This is a genomic window from Bradyrhizobium sp. T-1, from assembly GCF_053592855.1.
Window position 1 is genome coordinate 2253271 of record NZ_CM132115.1, and the last position, 19131, is coordinate 2272401.

Consider the following 19131-nt stretch of genomic DNA (forward strand, 5'->3'; position numbering starts at 1 on the left):
ATGCCGCGGCGACGCTGGATCGGACTTGTCGTCGCTCTGGCTGTGCCGGTCGGTTTCCTCTGTGTCGTCCTCTTCGATAGCGTCATGCACGAGTTCGGCGCGTGCCGCGTCGTTCGCCAGAAGTTGTTCGCCTCTCCGAGCGGCGCCAAGCTGGTCGTCGTGGTCTGGAAGACGTGCGGAACGACGGTACCGGAGAGCACGCAAGCCAGCATCATTGCGCGCGGCCGGACGTTCTCGCCCGAGAGCACGCCGACCTTTGTCAGCGTGCGCGGGCATCTCGAGGTCGTCGTCGCCTGGAGCAGCGAGCGGGCAGTCAGGATCGGCTTCATTCCGGAGCCGGACCAGATCTACAAGCGCGAGCAGCGTGCCGGGGATATCGCGATCGACTACGAATAGGGCCGCGGGCGGATCTACCGCCAAAGATATCCATTCCCTTAACCCCCCGGTAACCAACCTCGGCGACCAATGGGCTGACCTCTGTCCGAAAGCGGCCGCCCATGCTCTCCCGTGAAGAACGCACCCCCTTTACCGAGTGGTGGTGGACCGTCGATAAGCCGCTGCTCGGCGCGATCCTGGTGCTGATGCTGACCGGCGTCATCCTGTCGCTGGCGGCGAGCCCGCCGGTCGCGACCCGCATCGGCCTCGATCCCTTCCACTTCTTCAGCCGCCACGTGATGTTCCTGGCGCCGTCCTTCATGGTGCTGGTCGGCGTTTCCTTCCTGTCGCCGCGCTCGATCCGGCGCAGCGCACTGATCATCTTCACCGTCAGCATCATCCTGATCGTCGTGACACTCGCCATCGGCCCCGAGGTGAAGGGCTCGCGGCGCTGGATCACGCTGCTCGGCGTCAACATCCAGGCCTCCGAAATCGCAAAGCCCTCGTTCGTCGTCATCGCGGCCTGGCTGTTCGCGGAATCGACCAAGCGGCCGGAAATGCCGGCGACGTCGATGGCGCTGGTGCTGCTGTTGATGCTGGTGTCGCTGCTGGTGATGGAGCCGGATTTCGGCCAGACCATGCTGATCCTGATGGTTTGGGGCTCGCTGTTCTTCATCGCGGGCATGCGCATGATCTGGGTGTTCGGCCTTGCGGGTCTCGGCGCGGCCGGTCTGTTCAGCGCTTACCTGTTCGTTCCGCACGTCGCGGGCCGCATCAAGCGCTTCATGAACCCGGCCTCCGGAGACACCTTCCAGGTCGATACCGCGATGGAGGCCTTCTACAACGGCGGCTGGTTCGGCTTGGGGCCTGGCGAGGGCATCGCCAAGCGCAGCCTGCCGGACAGCCACACCGACTTCGTGTTCGCGGTCGCCGCCGAAGAGTTCGGCATCATCCTGTGCCTCGCCATGCTGGCGCTGTTCGCCTTCGTCGTGATCCGCACGCTGTCGCGCGCCTATGCCAACGAGGACATGTTCTCGCGCTTTGCCGCCTCGGGCCTCGCCATCCTGTTCGGCGTGCAGGCGGCGATCAACATGTCGGTCAACCTCCAGCTCATCCCCGCCAAAGGCATGACGCTGCCGTTCATCTCTTATGGCGGTTCCTCGATCGTGTCGTTGGCTTACGGCGTTGGCATGATGCTGGCTCTGACACGGCTGCGTCCGCGCACCGAGGTCGAGGCCAGCGGCCACGCCGACGCGATGCGGAGTTACGCGTAAGCCTCATTGCGAGGAGCTCGTGACAAAATTGCAAAGCAATTTTGCACTGGAGCGACGAAGCGATCCAGAGTGTCTCCGCGGACGCAGTCTGGATTACTTCGCTGCGCTCGCAATGACGAGAAAGACCTTGTAAAAGGCCTCTCTATGGACACCTCCCCTTTGATTCTTCTCGCCGCGGGCGGCACCGGCGGCCATCTGTTTCCGGCTGAGGCGCTCGGTGTCGAGCTGATCCGGCGTGGATTTCGCGTACGCCTCGTTACGGATGAGCGCGCGCTGCGCTATAGCGGGCTGTTCAGCAAGGACATGATCGACGTCGTTGCGAGCGAGACCGCGCGCGGCCGCAATCCGCTTCAGATCGCCTATGCCGGGCTCACGCTCGCCACCGGCACGCTGTCCGCCTACGGCCTGATCAAGCGATTGAAGCCCGTTGCCGTCGTCGGCTTCGGCGGCTATCCGACATTGCCGCCGTTGGTCGCTGCGAAATTCGCGGGCGTGCCCGGCATCATCCACGATGCCAATGCCGTGCTCGGCCGCGCCAACCGGTTCCTGTCGGGCCGCGTTCGCGCCATCGCGACGTCGCTGCCGGGCGTGCTCGACCGCGATCCAGCGCTGGCAGGCAAGACCACGACGGTCGGCACGCCGATGCGGCCAGCGGTGCTTGCCGCTGCGGCGGTGCCATATGCCGCCCCCGAAGTGAACGGCCCGCTGCACCTTCTCGTCGTCGGCGGCAGCCAGGGCGCGCGTATCATGGCCGATATCGTGCCGGGCGCGATCGAACGGCTCGAGCCCGCATTGTGGGGCCGGCTCATCCTGACCCAGCAGGTCCGCGACGAAGACATGGGCCGCGTCCGCGCGGTCTACGACAAGCTCAAGATCAAGGCCGAACTGGCGCCGTTCTTCACCGATCTGCCGGCGCGGCTCGCCTCCAATCATCTGGTGGTGTCGCGCTCCGGCGCCGGCACGGTGGCCGAGCTCGCCGCGATCGGCCGGCCCTCAATCCTGGTGCCGCTGCCCGGCTCGATCGACCAGGACCAGTTCGCCAATGCCGGCGTGCTGGCCAAGGTCGACGGCGCGATCCGCATTCCTCAGCCCGAGTTCACCTCTGACCGCCTTGCTGCCGAGATCTCCGTTTTCGCCGCCGAGCCGGCGCGCCTTGCCGACATGGCCGCCGCAGCGAAGGGGGCAGGCCGGCTCGACGCCGCCGAGCGGCTGGCCGATCTGGTGGTCAAAGTCGCGGGAATCTGAGTCTAAACGGACGGATTTTCGTATTTTTGCCGTCATGGCCGGGCTTGTCCATCCAAGTCGGATTTATCCGACTTGGTCCTTTAAAAAGAGACGGCACTCGGTATACCGAGTGCCTGTGCATCCACGTCTTGCATGAAGTAGCTTGGGATTCGTGGATGCCCGGGACAAGCCCGGGCATGACGACGGAACCATAGGACAAAGCATGAGACTGCCGCGCGAGATCGGACCCATCCACTTCGTCGGGATCGGCGGGATCGGCATGAGCGGCATCGCCGAGGTGCTGGTCAATCTCGGCTATGCCGTGCAGGGCTCGGATGCCTCCGACAATTACAATCTCGACCGTCTGCGCAAGAAGGGCGCGAAGGTGTCCGTCGGCCACAAGGCCGAGAATGTCGGCGGCGCCGAGGTCGTCGTGGTCTCTACCGCGATCAAGCGCGACAATCCGGAACTGATGGCGGCGCGCGAGCGGCGCATCCCCGTGGTGCGCCGCGCCGAGATGCTGGCCGAATTGATGCGGCTGAAGAGCTGCGTCGCGATCGCCGGCACGCACGGCAAGACCACGACCACCACGATGGTCGCAACGCTGCTCGATGCTGGTGGGCTCGATCCGACCGTGATCAACGGCGGCATCATCAATGCATACGGCTCCAACGCGCGTCTCGGCGCCGGCGACTGGATGGTGGTGGAGGCCGACGAGAGCGACGGCACGTTCCTGAAGCTGCCGACGGACGTGGCGATCGTCACCAATGTCGACCCCGAGCATCTCGATCACTTCAAGACGTTCGATGCCGTGCAGGATGCGTTCCGGCATTTCGTCGAGAACCTGCCGTTCTACGGCTTTGCCGTGATGTGCATCGATCATCCTGTGGTGCAAAGCCTCGTCGGCAAGATCGAGGATCGCCGCATCGTCACCTACGGCGAGAATCCACAGGCCGACGCGCGGCTGCTTGATCTCACTCCGACGGGCGGCGGCTCGAAATTCAAGGTCGCGTTCCGCGATCGCAAGACCGGCGCCGTGCACGAGATCGCCGATCTCATGCTGCCGATGCCGGGCCGTCACAACGCCTCCAACGCGACGGCCGCGATTGCGGTCGCGCGCGAGCTCGGCGTTTCGGATGACGCAATCCGCAAGGCGATCGCCGGCTTCGGCGGCGTCAAGCGCCGCTTCACCAAGACCGGCGAGTGGAACGGCGTCACCGTGATCGACGATTACGGCCATCACCCGGTGGAGATCGCGGCGGTGCTGAAGGCCGCGCGGGAATCCACCAACGGCAAGATCATCGCCGTGGTGCAGCCGCATCGCTACACCCGCCTGCAATCGCTGTTCGAGGAATTCTGCACCTGCTTCAACGATGCCGATGCGGTGATCGTTGCCGACGTCTATGCCGCGGGCGAGACGCCGATCGATGGCGTCGACCGCGATCATTTCGTCTCCGGTCTGCGTGCGCATGGCCACCGCGAGGTGATTCCGCTGCCGGCAGCGCCGGAGCTTGCGGGCATCGTGAAGGGCGTGGCGAAGTCGGGCGATCTCGTCGTGTGTCTCGGCGCCGGCAACATCACGCAATGGGCGTATGCGCTGCCGGACCAGTTGAAGGCGCTGGGGTGAATGCTGATGTCGCATCGGCTATTCGCCGCACAGCACACTGCGCTCCCTCCCGCCGCACTCGAGGAAGCGTTATGAGCTTCCCCGATATCACCCCCTCACTCAAAGCTGCGATGCCGGAGCTGCGCGGCCGGTTGCTTGCGAACCAGTCGCTGGCCGAGCTCACCTGGTTTCGTGTCGGCGGGCCGGCGCAGGTGCTGTTCACGCCCGCGGACGAGGATGATCTCGCCTATTTCCTCGCGCATCTCGCTAGCGATATTCCCGTCTATGTCGTCGGTGTCGGCTCCAACCTCATCGTGCGCGACGGCGGCATTGCGGGCGCGGTGATCCGGCTCGCGCCGCGCGCTTTTGGTGAGGCCACTGCGAACGGTGACATCGTCACCGCGGGTGCGGCAGCGCTCGACAAGCGCGTCGCGGAGGTGGCCGCCGGCGCCAATATCGGCGGGCTCGAATTCTATTTTGGCATTCCTGGCACGATCGGCGGCGCGCTGCGCATGAACGCGGGCGCCAATGGCGGCGAGACCAAGGACGTGCTGATCGAGGCGCGCGGCGTCGGGCGCGACGGCACCAAGCACGTCTTTTCCAACGCCGACATGAAATTCGACTATCGCAACAGCGGCGTCGATCCCTCCATCATCTTCACCTCCGCGCGCTTTCGCGGCGAGATCAGGGACGCTGATGCGATCCGCGCGCGCATGGCGGAGGTGCAAAGCCATCGCGAGACCGCGCAGCCGATCCGCGAAAAGACCGGCGGCTCGACCTTCAAGAATCCGCCCGGCCATTCCGCCTGGAAGCTGGTCGATGCCGCCGGCTGCCGCGGCTTGCGTGTCGGCGGCGCGCAGGTCTCGGAGATGCACTGCAATTTCCTGATCAACACGGGCGATGCCACCGCGCACGACATCGAGACGCTGGGCGAGACCGTACGCGAGCGCGTGAAGACAAATTCCGGAATTGAGCTGCACTGGGAAATCAAGCGGGTCGGGGTTTCATGATCACCGTCATTCCGGGGCGATGCGTTAGCATCGAACCCGGAATCTCGAGATTCTCAGGTGCGCAACCGCGCACCATAGTTCGCGCTTCGCGCGCCCCGGAATGACCAAGTATGAGGGTACGAATGCGCATCACCATCCTCTTCGGCGGCTCTAACCGCGAACGCCTGGTTTCGGTCGCGTCCGCCCAGGCGTTGCATCAGGCGCTGCCGGAGGCCGATCTTTGGTTTTGGGATATTGAGGACAAGGTGCATGTCGTGCAGTCGAAGCAGCTGCTCGAACATGCCCGTCCGTTCGAGGACGAGTTTATGCCGGGAACGCGCGGCATCCCGCTCGCGCAGGCGCTCGACCAGGCCAAGGCGGAAGACCGTGTGCTGGTGCTGAGCCTGCATGGCGGATGCGCCGAGAACGGCGAACTGCAGGTGATGTGTGAGGCGCGCGGCGTGGCGTTCACCGGCTCCGGCTCGGCGTCCTCGCATCTCGCCTTCGACAAGATCGCGGCCAAGCGCTTTGCCGCGCTCGGTGGCGTGACGCCGCCGGCAAACATCGCGCTCGAGAACATCGATGACGCCTTCGCCGAATACGGCGGGCTGATCGCAAAGCCCGCGCGCGATGGCTCGAGCTATGGCCTGATCTTCGTCAACGCCAAGCAGGATCTCGTCGCCGTCCGCAACGCAGCCGGGCACGAAGAATATGTGATCGAGCCCTACATCGCCGGCATCGAGGCCACCTGCGGCGTGCTGGAGCGTACCGACGGCTCGATCATTTCGCTGCCGCCGATCGAGATCATTCCGGGCGAGGGCAATTTCGACTACGCGGCGAAATATCTCTTGAAGTCGACCCAGGAGATCTGCCCCGGCCGCTTCACCCCCGAGGTCACCGCCGCCCTCAAGGCTCAGGCCATGCTGGCGCATCGCGCGATGTCCTGCACCGGCTATTCCCGCTCCGACTTCATCGTCTCGGAGAAGGGGCTGGTCTATCTCGAAACCAACACGCTGCCCGGGCTGACCAAGTCCTCGCTCTACCCCAAGGCGCTGAAAGCCGAGGGCATCGAATTCGTCGACTTCCTGCGCGACCTGATCGAGCTGGCGGTGCGGCGGGTGGGGAAATAGTTAGGACTGGTTAACGGCCGGATCGGCCAAAACGCCCGGTTTGGCGGCCAAAACCGGTAAAATGCCGGATATTGTGACGCAACTGCCTCACTGGCCTCGGCAAAAAGCATCCCGCGTTAACGAATTTTACCTTTTGTTTACCAGGACGTCCGAAGGTTAACGCTGGCGGCGCATATGGCGTTTTGGCTGCCGGTGCGTGAGCCGTCTCGGATGTATCCGGCCGGCGAACGCTTTGAAGGGGAGCGGCTTCTTCTACCGAAGACCATCACCCGGCCCGGCAAGTCCGAGACGTCATGTTCGCCAGGACCCGCGCAGTGTCGTGGGCAAACTGTTGACGAGCTCGTGCAATGGATGGTGCAGGAAGCCTCACCCGGTCGTTTGTGAGATCGCTGAGGCCCCAAGCTGACCTGAAGGCGGCCGCTATCGGAGCGGTCGTGCTTCTGCGCGAGTGGGTACAAGACAAGCGCGCTGAGAAGCGCGCCATCGCCAAGCAGAAAATCAAGGCCAAGGCTGTCGTCGAGCGCGAGCCGCCGCCGCGTATCGTCGCGTTGGTCGAGCGCTATGCGCCGCGCCGGGTCGGGATCACCCTGACCGTGCTGCTGCTGATCGGCAGCTGCGGCCTCGGCATCGTCAAGGGCGGCCATCTCCAGGATTTCGTCACCGCAGTCAGCGATGCGCGCAACGCCATGGCCAATTCGGCCGGCTTCCGCATCACCTCGGTCGTGATCAACGGTCGCAAGCAGCTCAGCCAGGACGAGATCCTCGCGATCGGTGGCGTCAGCGGCCGCTCATCGCTGCTGTTCCTCGATGCCGACGACGTCCGCGACAAGCTCAAGGCCAATCCCTGGATCGCAGACGCGACCGTGCTGAAGCTCTATCCGGGCCAGCTCATGATCGAGATCACCGAGCGCAAGGCGTTCGCGCTGTGGCAGGAGGCCGGCCGGCTCTCCGTCATCGCCGACGACGGTGCGCTGCTCGAACCCTATGTCTCGCGCCGGTTCCTGTCGCTGCCGCTCGTGGTCGGCAAGGGCGCCGACACGCAAGCGCGCGACTTCCTGGCGCTGCTCGCGCGCTATCCGCAGGTGAATGCGGTGACCAAGGCTGCGATCTATGTCGGTGAGCGGCGCTGGAACCTGAGGCTGAAGGACGGCCTCGACATCCGCCTGCCGGAGCAGGATGTCGGTAACGCGCTCGCTGCGCTCTCCAAGCTCGACAAGGACGACCGGCTGTTCTCGAAGGACATCGTCGCGATCGACATGCGCCTGCCCGACCGTCTGGTGGTGCAGCTGTCCGACGACGCCGCCAAGGCGCGCGAGGATCTGTTCAAGGACAAGAAGAAAAAGAAGGCCGGGGACGCCGCATGACCGGTCTTGATCGCACCCAGACGCCGAAGACCCGCCCGATGCCGCACAAGCGCGGCGGCCTCGTCGCCTGCCTCGACATCGGCACCAGCAAGATCGCCTGCATGATCGCGCGGCTGAAGCCGTCGGCGCCGAGCGAAGCGCTGCGCGGCCGCACCCATGCGGTTGAACTGATCGGTTACAGCCAGATCCAGTCGCGCGGCATGAAGGCCGGCGCGGTGGTTGATCTCACTGAATGCGAGCAGGCGGTGCGCCAGGCCGTCGGGCTTGCCGAGAAAATGGCCAAGGTCCGGGTCGACTCTGTTTTGCTGTCGGTCTCCGGCGGTCGTCTCTCGGGCCAGCTGGTCGAAGCCGCGGCCGACATTCGCGGTGGCGCGGTCACGCCGGCCGACGTCAGCCGTGTCACCTCCACCGGCATGCGCCACGCCACCGGCGAGGGCCGCACCGTGCTGCATGCGCTGCCCGTCGGCTACACGCTCGACGGCGTCAAGGGCATTCGTGATCCCCGCGGCATGGTCGCACATCAGTTCGGTGTCGACATGAATGTCGTCACCTGTGACGCCACCGTGGCGCGGAACCTGATGCTGGCTGTGGAACGCTGTCACATCAACGTCGAGGCCATGGCGGCGAGCCCCTATGTGGCCGGCCTTTCGGTGCTGACCGACGACGAGGCCGATCTTGGCGCCGCCGTGGTCGAAATGGGCGCGGGCACCACCACGATCGCGGTCTATTCCGGCGGCCGTTTCGTGCACGCGGCCGGATTTGCGGTCGGCGGGCAACACATCACGATGGATCTCGCGCGCGGACTCTCGGCGACCATTGCCGATGCCGAGCGAATCAAGACGTTATACGGCACCGTCATCACGGGCGGATCGGACTCGCGTGAGCTGATGTCTGTGCCGACGGCCGGTGACGACCAGGATCTGCCGCAGATCGTTTCGCGCGCCACCATCGCCAACATCGTCAAGCATCGTGCCGAGGAAGTCTTCGAAATGGTTCGGGACAAGCTGAAGGATTCGCCCTTCGCGGCAGAGCCCAAGGGCCGCGTCGTGCTTTCAGGCGGCGCCTCGCAGCTCACCGGCCTCGTCGAGCTTGGCACACAAATTCTCGGCCGGCCCGTGCGGGTCGGACGTCCGCTCGGTTTTGGCCGGCTGCCCAACGAGGCGAAGAACGCCGCGTTCGCGGTGCCGGCCGGACTTCTCGTCTACCCGCAATATGTTCATCACGAACATGTCGAACCGCGGCATACGCGGCAGCAGGTCAGGACAGGGACCGGCGGTTATTTCGGAAAGGTCGGACGATGGCTACGCGAGGGCTTTTGATGACCGCTTTCCGCAATTATCGATTTTCACCAACTCCCGCGGCCGCAGGCCGGGGCGAACCCACGCGCGCGTGATCGAGAGGCAAACATGACCATCAGCATCAACGTTCCTGATATTCACGAGTTGAAGCCCCGCATCACCGTGTTCGGCGTCGGCGGCGCCGGCGGCAACGCCGTCAATAACATGATCACGGCGGGCCTCCAGGGCGTCGACTTCGTGGTCGCCAACACCGACGCGCAGGCGCTGACGATGTCGAAGGCGCAGCGCATCGTGCAGATGGGCACCGCGGTGACGCAAGGGCTCGGCGCAGGTTCGCAGCCGAACGTCGGCGCGGCCGCCGCTGAAGAAGTCATCGACGAGCTCCGCGATCATCTCTCGGGCGCCAACATGGTGTTCGTCACCGCCGGCATGGGCGGCGGCACCGGCACCGGTGCAGCTCCCGTCATCGCCAAGACCGCGCGTGACATGGGCATCCTCACCGTCGGCGTCGTGACCAAGCCGTTCCACTTCGAGGGCGGCCGCCGCATGCGCACCGCTGAAGCCGGCATTGCCGAGCTGCACAAGGTGGTCGATACGCTGCTGATCATCCCGAACCAGAACCTGTTCCGGGTTGCCAACGAGAAGACCACCTTCGCCGACGCCTTCGCGATGGCCGACCAGGTGCTTTACTCGGGCGTGGCCTGCATCACCGACCTGATGGTCAAGGAAGGCCTGATCAACCTCGACTTCGCCGACGTCCGCGCCGTCATGCGCGAGATGGGCAAGGCGATGATGGGCACTGGCGAAGCCTCCGGCGACAAGCGCGCGCTGACCGCCGCTGAAGCCGCGATCGCCAATCCGCTGATCGATGACAGCTCGATGAAAGGTGCCAAGGGCCTGCTGATCTCGATCACCGGCGGCAAGGACCTCACTTTGTTCGAGGTCGACGAAGCCGCGACCCGCATCCGCGAGGAAGTCGACCAGGATGCCAACATCATCGTTGGCGCCACCTTCGACGAAGCACTCGACGGCCTGATCCGCGTCTCGGTCGTTGCGACCGGCATCGAGAAGGATGCAATCGCCCGCAACAGCCAGGCCACCTCCGCTCCGGTCGCGAATGTCGCGCCGCAGCAGCTGCAGCAGGCTCCCGCTGTTCCGGCCGCCGCTGCCGAGAGCCGTCTCGCCGACCTGACCGCACGTCTCCGCGCCGACAACCAGCGCCTGGCCGAGCGCGCCCAGAAGCTGGAATCGCAGATCCCGGCCTCTGCGCCGGTCGCAGCCGCGCCCGTCGCGCCGCGTCCGAATGTCGAACGTGCGGCGCTGGCCGCCATCGCCGCTGCTGTTGCGGAAGTGCCGCAGGCGCCCGCCCCGCAGACCTATGGTGACGTCACCGTGCGCCCGATTGCGCAGAAGCCCACGCTGTTTCCGGAGCCCGAGCAGGCCCCCGTCGCCATGCATGAGCCGATGACGCCGGACACCTTCATCCCGCCGCAGGCCGAGCGGGCCCCGGCGCGCGCGCCGCGGATGCCGCGCCTTGAGGAGCTGCCGATGCCGGCCCAGGCCGAGCTTCGCCAGGCCCGTGGCGAGGTGGAAGAGGAGACCCCGCAGAAGACCCGTCTGTCCCTGCTGCAGCGCCTTGCCAATGTCGGCCTCGGCCGTCGTGACGAGGAGACCGAGGCTCCGATCGCTGCCCGCACCGCCGGTCCCGCCATGCCGGCGCTGCCCGAGCGCAAGCCGCAGCGGACGGTGCAGCAGCAGATCGCTGCCAGCGAGCCGGTATCCGAATATGCCCGCCGGCCCGCGCCGCAGGGTCTCGACGCTCATGGCCGCCCCGCACCTGTTGCGCCGGCGCCACAGGGAGACGACCATCTTGATATCCCGGCCTTCCTGCGGCGGCAGGCGACCTAAGAATTGTTACAATAAGGCAGACGAAAAAAGGTCCCGGCGGGAAGCTTGCCGGGACCTTTCCTTTTGTCCCGTGCATATCCGGATTGCGCATTCAAGCAACTGATTTTAAATCATTAATTACCTGTTCGGTGCTTCAGTAAAGCTGACGGTAACGACCCAAAACCTCGGCGCAATTTGGTTAAGCCTTGGCGCGAATACGGCGGGTTTGGGGTAACAATCGGTAAAAAAGCGTGAGTTGGCGCTGTTTGGGGCAGTGACTATGGTTCGACGTGACTTGGGGATACGGAGATTCGGACGGTCGATCTCGATCGATCAATCGGGTCTCGTATAAGTCGCAGTGGGTCGTAGTGGGGCGGTTCCTAATGAAATTTAGCCGGCAAACAACGCTTCGCGCGCAAGCCACCGTGGTTGGCGTCGGCGTTCATTCCGGTCTTCCCGTCACCCTTACGCTCGGACCTGCACCTGTCGATGCGGGTTTTATTTTTGTCCGTACCGGCCTTGAGGGAAGTGACCGCGAGATCCAGGCAACCGCCGAGCAGGTGGTTGCGACCGATTTCGCTACCGTCCTCGGCGATCGCAGCGGTCCGCTGGTGTCCACCGCGGAGCATGTGCTGGCTGCGCTGCGCGGCATGGGGGTCGACAACGCCACCATCGAGATCGACGGTCCCGAAGTACCGATCATGGACGGTAGCGCCGCAGCCTTCGTCGCGGCGATCGACCAGGCTGGCGTCGTCAGCCAGCCGGCGCAGCGCCGGTTCATCCAGGTTTTGAAGCCGATCTCGGTCAAGATGGGCGACTCCTTCGGCGAGATCCGTCCGTACGCCAATGGCTTCCGCGCCGAGGTCGAGATCGACTTCACCAATCCCGTCATCGGCCAGCAGAGCTACGCTTTCGACGTCAGCCCGGAACGCTTCCGCCGCGACGTTGGCCGCGCCCGGACCTTCGGCCTGATGGGTGATGTTGCCCGGCTCTGGAGCGCGGGCTATGCGCTCGGCGCCTCCTTCGAAAATACCGTCGTGTTCGACGACGAGCGGCTGCTCAACACCGAGGGCCTGCGCTACGCCGACGAATGCGCCCGCCACAAGGTGCTGGACGTGATTGGCGATCTCGCGCTGGCTGGCCTGCCGCTGCTCGCCGCCTATCGCTCGGTGCGGGGCGGCCACAAGCTCAACCACGCCGTCCTGACCGCGCTGCTGGCCGATCGTACCGCCTGGCGGGTGGTCGAAGGCGAGGCGGCCCGCCGCACCACGCGTAACGTGGTCGAGGTCGGCAGCGGTATCGTTGGCGGCCGGATCGCCGCGGCCTACGGGCCGGACGTGTCCTGATCGCCTGCTGCGGCAGGCGGCCAAAGCGGCGCTTTCTCCGGGAAACTCCTGGTAACCATGATCGACTAGGATTGCGGCGCTTTCGCCTTAATCCGGGCGGAATGCCTGCCTATCCGATGGGTTAACAATCGTTTTCGGTTACACCGACGTGGTCGCGCGGCAGGCGCCACGGTCACATTTCGCGCCCGTGACGGGGATCATGGGCTGGCGGGCACCGCATCACAGGGCGTCAGGTCATAAATTCATGTCGGCACAGCGTATGACGCGCGGATATCTCTTGGTTTCACCGCGAGCCCGGGGGCTGCTTCAGGCCGCGACCCTCTTTGTGCTCGCGTTGCCGCTGGCCGGCTGCGGCACCGGCTCGCTGTGGGACAAGTTCACCAACAAGGACGATACATTCGTCGAGGAGCCTGCCGACAAGATCTACAATGAGGGCTTGTACCTCATGAACGAAAAGAAGGACATGAAGGCGGCGAACAAGAAGTTCGAAGAGGTCGACCGCCAGCATCCTTATTCCGACTGGGCGCGCAAATCGCTGCTGATGTCGGCCTACGCGTCCTACCAGGGTGGCGACTATGACAGCTGCATCGGCGCTGCCACCCGCTACGTCACCCTGCATCCCGGCAGCCCGGACGCTGCTTACGCGCAATATTTGATCGCGGCCTCGCACTACGACCAGATCCCGGATATCAGCCGCGACCAGGGCCGGACCGAGAAGGCGATCGCCTCGCTGGAAGAGGTGGTACGCAAATATCCGACGTCCGAATATGCGACCTCCGCCAAGGCCAAGATCGAGGGTGCGCGCGACCAGCTCGCCGGCAAGGAAATGAATGTCGGCCGCTACTACATGCAGAAGCGTGACTACACGGCCGCGATCAACCGCTACAAGGCCGTGGTGACCCAGTATCAGACCACGCGCCACGTCGAGGAGGCGCTCTACCGTCTCACCGAGGCCTATATGTCGATCGGCATCGTGGGCGAGGCCCAGACCGCCGCCGCCGTGCTCGGGCATAATTTTCCCGACAGCCGGTGGTACAAGGACGCCTATAATCTTGTAAAATCCGGTGGTCTCGAGCCGAGCGAGAATCAGGGGTCCTGGATCAGCCGGACCTTCAAGAAGATAGGCCTATAGGTCTCGGCTAGGAAATCTGGTTCCATGCTGGCGCGTCTGTCGATCCGTGACATCGTCCTGATCGAACGGCTCGATATCGAATTCGCCACCGGACTTGCGGTTTTGACCGGCGAGACTGGTGCGGGCAAATCCATCCTGCTCGATGCCTTTGCACTGGCGCTTGGCGGCCGCGGCGACGCCGGCCTCGTGCGCCACGGCGCGGAGCAGGGGCAGGTCACCGCCGTCTTCGATATCCCGAAGAATCACCCTGCGACGAAAATTCTGGCCGAGAACGGGCTCGACGACACCGGCGAGATGATTCTCCGCCGTGTGCAGCTCGCCGACGGCCGCACCCGCGCCTTCATCAACGACCAGGCGATCAGCGTGCAGACGTTGAAGGCCGTCGGCGCCGCCCTGGTGGAGATCCACGGCCAGCATGACGAGCGCGCGCTGGTCGATGCCACCACCCATCGCCGCCTGCTCGATGCCTTTGCCGGCCTCGAGAAGGACGTCGCGGCCGTCGAAACCCTCTGGGATGCGCGCCGTAGCGCCAATAGCGAGCTGGAAGAGCATCGCGCCGGCATGGAGCGCGCCGCGCGGGAGGCCGACTATCTCCGCCACGCGTCCGGCGAGCTGAAGCAGCTCGCGCCCAAGGACGGCGAGGAGACCTCGCTGGCCCAACGCCGCACCACCATGATGCAGGGCGAGAAGATCGCCTCCGACCTGCGCGAGGCCCAGGAGGTTGTCGGCGGCCATAATTCGCCGGTTGCGGCCCTGTCGGCCGCCGTGCGCCGGCTGGAACGCCGCGGCGTCAACTCGCCGGCGCTGGTCGAGCCCGCGGTGAAGGCGATCGACATCGCCATCAACGCGCTGGAGGAGGCCGACCAGCATCTCCAGGCGGCGCTCGCCGCAACCGATTTCGACCCGGCCGAGCTCGAACGCATCGAGGAGCGGTTGTTCGCATTGCGCGCCGCCTCGCGCAAATATTCGACGCCGGTCGACGGCCTGGCCGCGCTTGCCGCCAAATACGCCGCCGACGTCGTGCTGATCGATGCCGGTGCCTCGCGCTTGAAGAAGCTGGAGCAGGCCGCGATCGAGGCAGATAGCCGCTATGCGGCGGCCGCGAAAAAGCTCTCCGCCTCGCGGCAGAAATCGGCCGAAAAACTCAACAAGGCCGTCAACGCCGAGCTCGCGCCGCTCAAGCTCGAACGCGCCAAATTCATGACCCAGGTCGCGACCGACGAAGCCGCGCCGGGCCCGCAAGGCTTCGATCGCGTCGAGTTCTGGGTGCAGACCAACCCGGGCACCAAGGCGGGGGCGATGATGAAGGTCGCCTCGGGCGGCGAGCTCTCACGTTTCCTCCTGGCGCTCAAGGTGGTGCTGTCCGACCGCGGGTCGGCGCCGACGCTGGTGTTCGACGAAATCGACACCGGTGTAGGCGGCGCGGTGGCGGACGCCATCGGCGCGCGGCTGGCGCGGCTCGCCGGCAAGGTGCAGGTGATGGCGGTGACGCATGCCCCCCAGGTCGCCGCGCGCGCTGACCAGCATCTCCTGATCTCCAAGGACGCCCTGGACAAGGGCAAGCGCGTCGCCACCCGCGTCAATGCGCTCGCCGCCGACCACCGCCGCGAAGAGATCGCCCGCATGCTCGCCGGCGCCGAGATCACCGCCGAGGCGAGGGCGGCTGCGGAGCGACTGCTCAAGGCGGCGACGGCGTAGTTGTGTATCCCGGACGTGGCGCGTTGCGCTGCATCCGGGGAACAAAGAGACTAACCCGCCTTTACCCTCCCGCCCGCTCCGTCGTATCCAAGCACCATGGCCAGAGCAGCAAAATCCAGAACGCTTCGTGACGTTGCCGATCTCACCAAGGCGCAGGCCAAGGTCGAGCACATGCGGCTCGCGCTCGAACTCGAAGAGCATGACAGGCGCTACTATCAAGAGGATGCGCCCACCGTTACAGACGCCGAGTACGACGCGCTGCGCCAGCGCTTCAATGCGATTGAAAAGCGCTTCCCGGAATTCGTCAGCGGAGATTCGCCGTCGCAGAAGGTCGGCGCGGCGCCATCCGGGCGCTTCAGGAAGGTGCGGCACTCCGTTCCGATGCTGTCGCTCGACAACGCCTTTGCCGACGAGGACGTGCGCGACTTCGTCGGCCGGATCGTGCGCTTCCTGAAGCTCGACGACGACAGGGTCAGTTTCTCCGCCGAACCGAAGATCGACGGCCTGTCGATGTCGCTGCGCTACGAGGGCGGCGAACTCGTCACCGCGGCGACGCGCGGCGATGGGGCGGAAGGCGAAGACGTCACCGCCAATATCCGCACCCTCGAAGACGTACCGCAGAAGCTGAAGGGGCGCGACGTCCCCGACATCTGCGAGGTACGCGGCGAGGTCTATATGACCAAGAAGGCCTTTCTTGCGCTCAACGAGCGCCAGAAGGCCGCCGGCGACACCATCTTCGCCAATCCGCGCAATTCGGCTGCGGGCTCGCTCCGGCAGAAGGACCCGACCATCACCGCCTCGCGTCCGCTGGGCTTCTTCGCCTATGCCTGGGGCGAGATGAGTGCGATGCCGGAAGCGACGCAGAGCGGCATGATCCGTTGGTTCGAGCGCTGCGGCTTCAAGACCAATCCGTTGACCAAGCTGTGCCACTCTGTCGAGGAGTTGATCGCGTTCCATCAGAGCATCGAGGAGGAGCGCGCCGAGCTGGACTACGATATCGATGGCGTCGTCTACAAGGTCGACCGCATCGACTGGCAGGAGCGTCTCGGCTTCGTCTCGCGCACGCCGCGCTGGGGCATCGCCCACAAATTCCCGGCGGAGCGCGCCATGACGGTGCTGCGCGACATCGAGATCCAGGTCGGCCGCACCGGCTCGTTCACGCCGGTCGGCAAGCTCGAGCCGGTCGGCGTCGGCGGCGTGATCGTGCAGAACGTGACGCTGCACAACGAGGACTACATCAAAGGCATCGGCAACAAGGGCGAGGTTCTGCGCGAGGGCCGTGACATCAGGATCGGCGACACCGTCGTGATCCAGCGCGCCGGCGACGTGATTCCGCAGGTCGTTGACGTCGTCCTCGACAAGCGGCCGAAGAGTGCCAAGGAATATCACTTCCCGAAGAAGTGCCCGTGCCCGCTGCACACCGACGTCGTGCGCGGGGAGACGGCGGCCGGCGAAGAGGAATCCCGTGCCCGTTGCTCGGGCGAGTTCGCCTGCCCCTATCAGAAGATCGAGCACTTGAAACTGTTCGTGTCGCGGCGCGCCTTCGACATCGACGGTCTCGGCGAGAAGCAGCTGCAGTATTTCTTCGACGAAGGATGGGTCAAGGAGCCGGCCGACATCTTCACGCTCGAGAAGCGCAACGCCAAGCTCAAGCTCGAAGAGATCGAGGGCTACGGCGCGACCTCGGTGCGCAATCTGTTCGGCGCGATCGAGAGCCGGCGCAGAATCGCGCTGGAGCGCTTCGTCTATGCGCTCGGCATGCGCCATGTCGGCGAGACCACGGCGCTGGCGCTCGCGCGCGGCTATGGATCCTGGGAGGCCTTCCACGACGCCTGCCTCAAGGTCGCCAAGGGCGACGAGGAGGCGATGGCGGAGATGGACGCGCTCGACCAGATCGGCGACACCGTGATCAAGAGCATCGCCGATTATTTCGGCGAGAGCCACAATCGCGGCATCGTCGAGCGGCTGACGAAAGAGATCGAGATCGTCGACGCTGAGAAGCCGAAGAGCAATTCGGCGGTTGCCGGCAAGACCGTGGTGTTCACGGGCTCGCTGGAGAAGATGACGCGCGACGAAGCCAAGGCCACCGCCGAGCGACTCGGCGCCAAGGTCTCGGGCTCGGTGTCGAAGAAGACCGACCTCGTCGTCGCCGGCCCCGGTGCAGGCTCGAAGCTCGCCGATGCCAACAAGCACGGCGTCAAGGTGCTGACCGAGGACGAGTGGCTGACGCTGATCGGGGAGTGAAGTCGGTGCCGTCGTTCCGGGGCGATGCGAAGCATCGAACCCGGAAGTTCGAGATTCCGGGTTCGCCTCTTTAAGGCGCCCCCGAATGACGAAGAAAAAGTCTCACATCATCCCCGTCTCTTCCTCTTCCGCCTGTTCGATCAATTCCTCGCTCACCACTATCTCCCGGCGGGGGACGATGAAGAGCATTGTCGAGGCGCAGAGCAGCGAGATGGCGAGCACGGCGGAGGTCAGCGGCAGCGTCGTTGCGGAGTGGCCACCGAGATAGGCGCCGAATTGCGACAAAAGCGCGCCGATGCCCTGCTGCAGGAAGCCCATCGCGCCCGACGCGGTGCCCGCGGCTTCGGGGCGAATGCTGATGGCGCCGGCGGCGGAATTCGCCATCACGAAGGCATTGCCGACCATCACGATCATCTGCGTGCCGAACAGCCAGGCGGGCGCTTCGTTCCAGCCGGTTAAACTCCATAGCAGGTTCAACAGGCTGCCGCAGAGTTGCAGGCCGAGGCCGAACCAGATCAGCTTTTCCAGCGAGTGGCGTGGCGCAAAGCGCACGCAGAGCAGGTTGCCGACCAGATAAGCAAATCCGGTCGTGGCGAACCACGCGCCGTATTCGGCGCTGCTGCGGCCCATCTGCGTCACGACGATGTATGGGCCGCCGCCGGCGAAGGTGAAGATGATCTGCGATGCCAGCACCTGGCACATCACATAGCCGATGAAGGCACGGCTCTTGATGAGAGTGCCGACGTCGCTGCGAAAGCCGCCGCTGCCGACCGCGCGATCGCGCCGCGTCTCGGGCAGCGCCAACGCGATGCCGACAGCAACGGCGATCGCGCCGATCGTGACGGCGTAGAAGATCGCGCGCCAGCCGAACGCGGTCTCGATCAGGCCGCCGGTGAGCGGCGAGACCATCTGGCCGATCATCAGGGCGGCGACCACGAGGCTGATCATGGAGGCGACGCGGTCGCGCTCATAGATGTCGCGGATGATGGCGCGGCTGATCACCATGCCGGACGCGCCGCCGAGCGCCTGGAAGAAGCGCGCCGCGATCAGCTGCGGCAGGGTCTCGGCAAAGATGCAGGCGATGCTCGCCGCGACCATCAGCGCGAGGCCGCCAAGCAGCACCGGGCGCCGGCCGAACTTGTCCGACAGCGGCCCCATGATCAGCTGCGACAGCGCGATGCCGACCATGTAGAGCGACACCGTCATCTGCGCGATCGAGATGTCGCGTCCGAACGTCGTCGCCAGCACGGGCAGCGCCGGAACCAGGATGTAAAGCGAGATCGGCGCGATCCCGGTCATGACGACCAGCAGCAGCAACACCACGTGCGAGGTCGCGATGTTCTTCATTGCCGCGTCCGGCGGCCTGCTGATCATGCCGTGCATAAGTGTCCGTCTTTCGAAGTCGAATCGACTGTAGCGTGCTCACACAAGACGGACATCGGCGTTTCGGAATGCGGCTATACCGATTCCGGGACTGTCAAAATAACAGTGTGCAGGAGGCCGTTATTTTACGGGCAAACTGCGTCAGGAACGTACAAAGTCCGTCGTGAGTACGGGCGAAAGC

At 65.1% G+C, this 19131-nt stretch carries 14 protein-coding genes; 13 read left to right on the forward strand and 1 reads right to left on the reverse strand.

The annotated features are described in order from the left end of the window. The 13 genes from ACWAT4_RS10860 to ligA all read left to right on the forward strand — a co-directional run bounded on the left by ACWAT4_RS10860 (position 1) and on the right by ligA (position 17567). Positions 1-396 carry a hypothetical protein gene (locus tag ACWAT4_RS10860; protein ID WP_212425366.1) on the forward strand — a complete coding sequence of 132 codons (396 nt, stop codon included), beginning with the start codon at positions 1-3 and terminating at the stop codon, positions 394-396. Positions 397-497: 101 nt separating this feature from the next. Beyond that, positions 498-1649, forward strand: a complete 1152-nt coding sequence (gene ftsW, locus ACWAT4_RS10865; RefSeq protein WP_212298907.1) for a putative lipid II flippase FtsW — start codon at positions 498-500, stop codon at positions 1647-1649. A gap of 144 nt (positions 1650-1793) precedes the next feature. After that, positions 1794-2894, forward strand: coding sequence for a UDP-N-acetylglucosamine--N-acetylmuramyl-(pentapeptide) pyrophosphoryl-undecaprenol N-acetylglucosamine transferase (locus ACWAT4_RS10870; RefSeq protein WP_449730523.1), 1101 nt, complete (start codon positions 1794-1796; stop codon positions 2892-2894). Between the two features lie 202 nt (positions 2895-3096). Continuing rightward, on the forward strand, positions 3097-4500 hold the full coding sequence (murC, locus tag ACWAT4_RS10875) for a UDP-N-acetylmuramate--L-alanine ligase (RefSeq protein ID WP_449730524.1): 1404 nt from the start codon (positions 3097-3099) through the stop codon (positions 4498-4500). Positions 4501-4571: 71 nt separating this feature from the next. Next, positions 4572-5489, forward strand: a complete 918-nt coding sequence (gene murB, locus ACWAT4_RS10880) for a UDP-N-acetylmuramate dehydrogenase (RefSeq protein ID WP_212447556.1) — start codon at positions 4572-4574, stop codon at positions 5487-5489. A 122-nt stretch (positions 5490-5611) separates the two neighbouring features. Continuing rightward, complete coding sequence (locus ACWAT4_RS10885; protein ID WP_212447557.1) at positions 5612-6598, forward strand: D-alanine--D-alanine ligase family protein; 987 nt, start codon at positions 5612-5614, stop codon at positions 6596-6598. 347 nt (positions 6599-6945) lie between these two features. Further along, positions 6946-7962, forward strand: a complete 1017-nt coding sequence (locus ACWAT4_RS10890; RefSeq protein ID WP_212298902.1) for a cell division protein FtsQ/DivIB — start codon at positions 6946-6948, stop codon at positions 7960-7962. Next, on the forward strand, positions 7959-9281 hold the full coding sequence (gene ftsA / locus ACWAT4_RS10895; protein ID WP_212298901.1) for a cell division protein FtsA: 1323 nt from the start codon (positions 7959-7961) through the stop codon (positions 9279-9281). Before ACWAT4_RS10890 ends, ftsA begins: the two co-directional genes overlap by 4 nt. An 87-nt stretch (positions 9282-9368) precedes the next feature. Further along, positions 9369-11168 carry a cell division protein FtsZ gene (gene ftsZ, locus ACWAT4_RS10900; protein WP_212447558.1) on the forward strand — a complete coding sequence of 600 codons (1800 nt, stop codon included), beginning with the start codon at positions 9369-9371 and terminating at the stop codon, positions 11166-11168. A gap of 362 nt (positions 11169-11530) precedes the next feature. After that, complete coding sequence (gene lpxC, locus ACWAT4_RS10905) at positions 11531-12493, forward strand: UDP-3-O-acyl-N-acetylglucosamine deacetylase (RefSeq protein ID WP_212298899.1); 963 nt, start codon at positions 11531-11533, stop codon at positions 12491-12493. Between the two features lie 244 nt (positions 12494-12737). Further along, positions 12738-13625 (forward strand): outer membrane protein assembly factor BamD, encoded by an 888-nt coding sequence (locus ACWAT4_RS10910; RefSeq protein WP_212298898.1) that lies wholly within the window; start codon positions 12738-12740, stop codon positions 13623-13625. 24 nt (positions 13626-13649) lie between these two features. Then, on the forward strand, positions 13650-15323 hold the full coding sequence (recN, locus tag ACWAT4_RS10915; RefSeq protein ID WP_212425370.1) for a DNA repair protein RecN: 1674 nt from the start codon (positions 13650-13652) through the stop codon (positions 15321-15323). A gap of 96 nt (positions 15324-15419) precedes the next feature. Continuing rightward, positions 15420-17567 carry an NAD-dependent DNA ligase LigA gene (gene ligA, locus ACWAT4_RS10920; RefSeq protein ID WP_212447561.1) on the forward strand — a complete coding sequence of 716 codons (2148 nt, stop codon included), beginning with the start codon at positions 15420-15422 and terminating at the stop codon, positions 17565-17567. Between the two features lie 102 nt (positions 17568-17669). Here the strand turns inward: ligA and ACWAT4_RS10925 are convergent, their stop codons facing one another. Beyond that, a complete protein-coding gene (locus ACWAT4_RS10925) occupies positions 17670-18950 on the reverse strand; it encodes a multidrug effflux MFS transporter (RefSeq protein ID WP_212447562.1) in 1281 nt (426 codons plus the stop codon). Positions 18951-19131 lie beyond the last annotated feature (181 nt).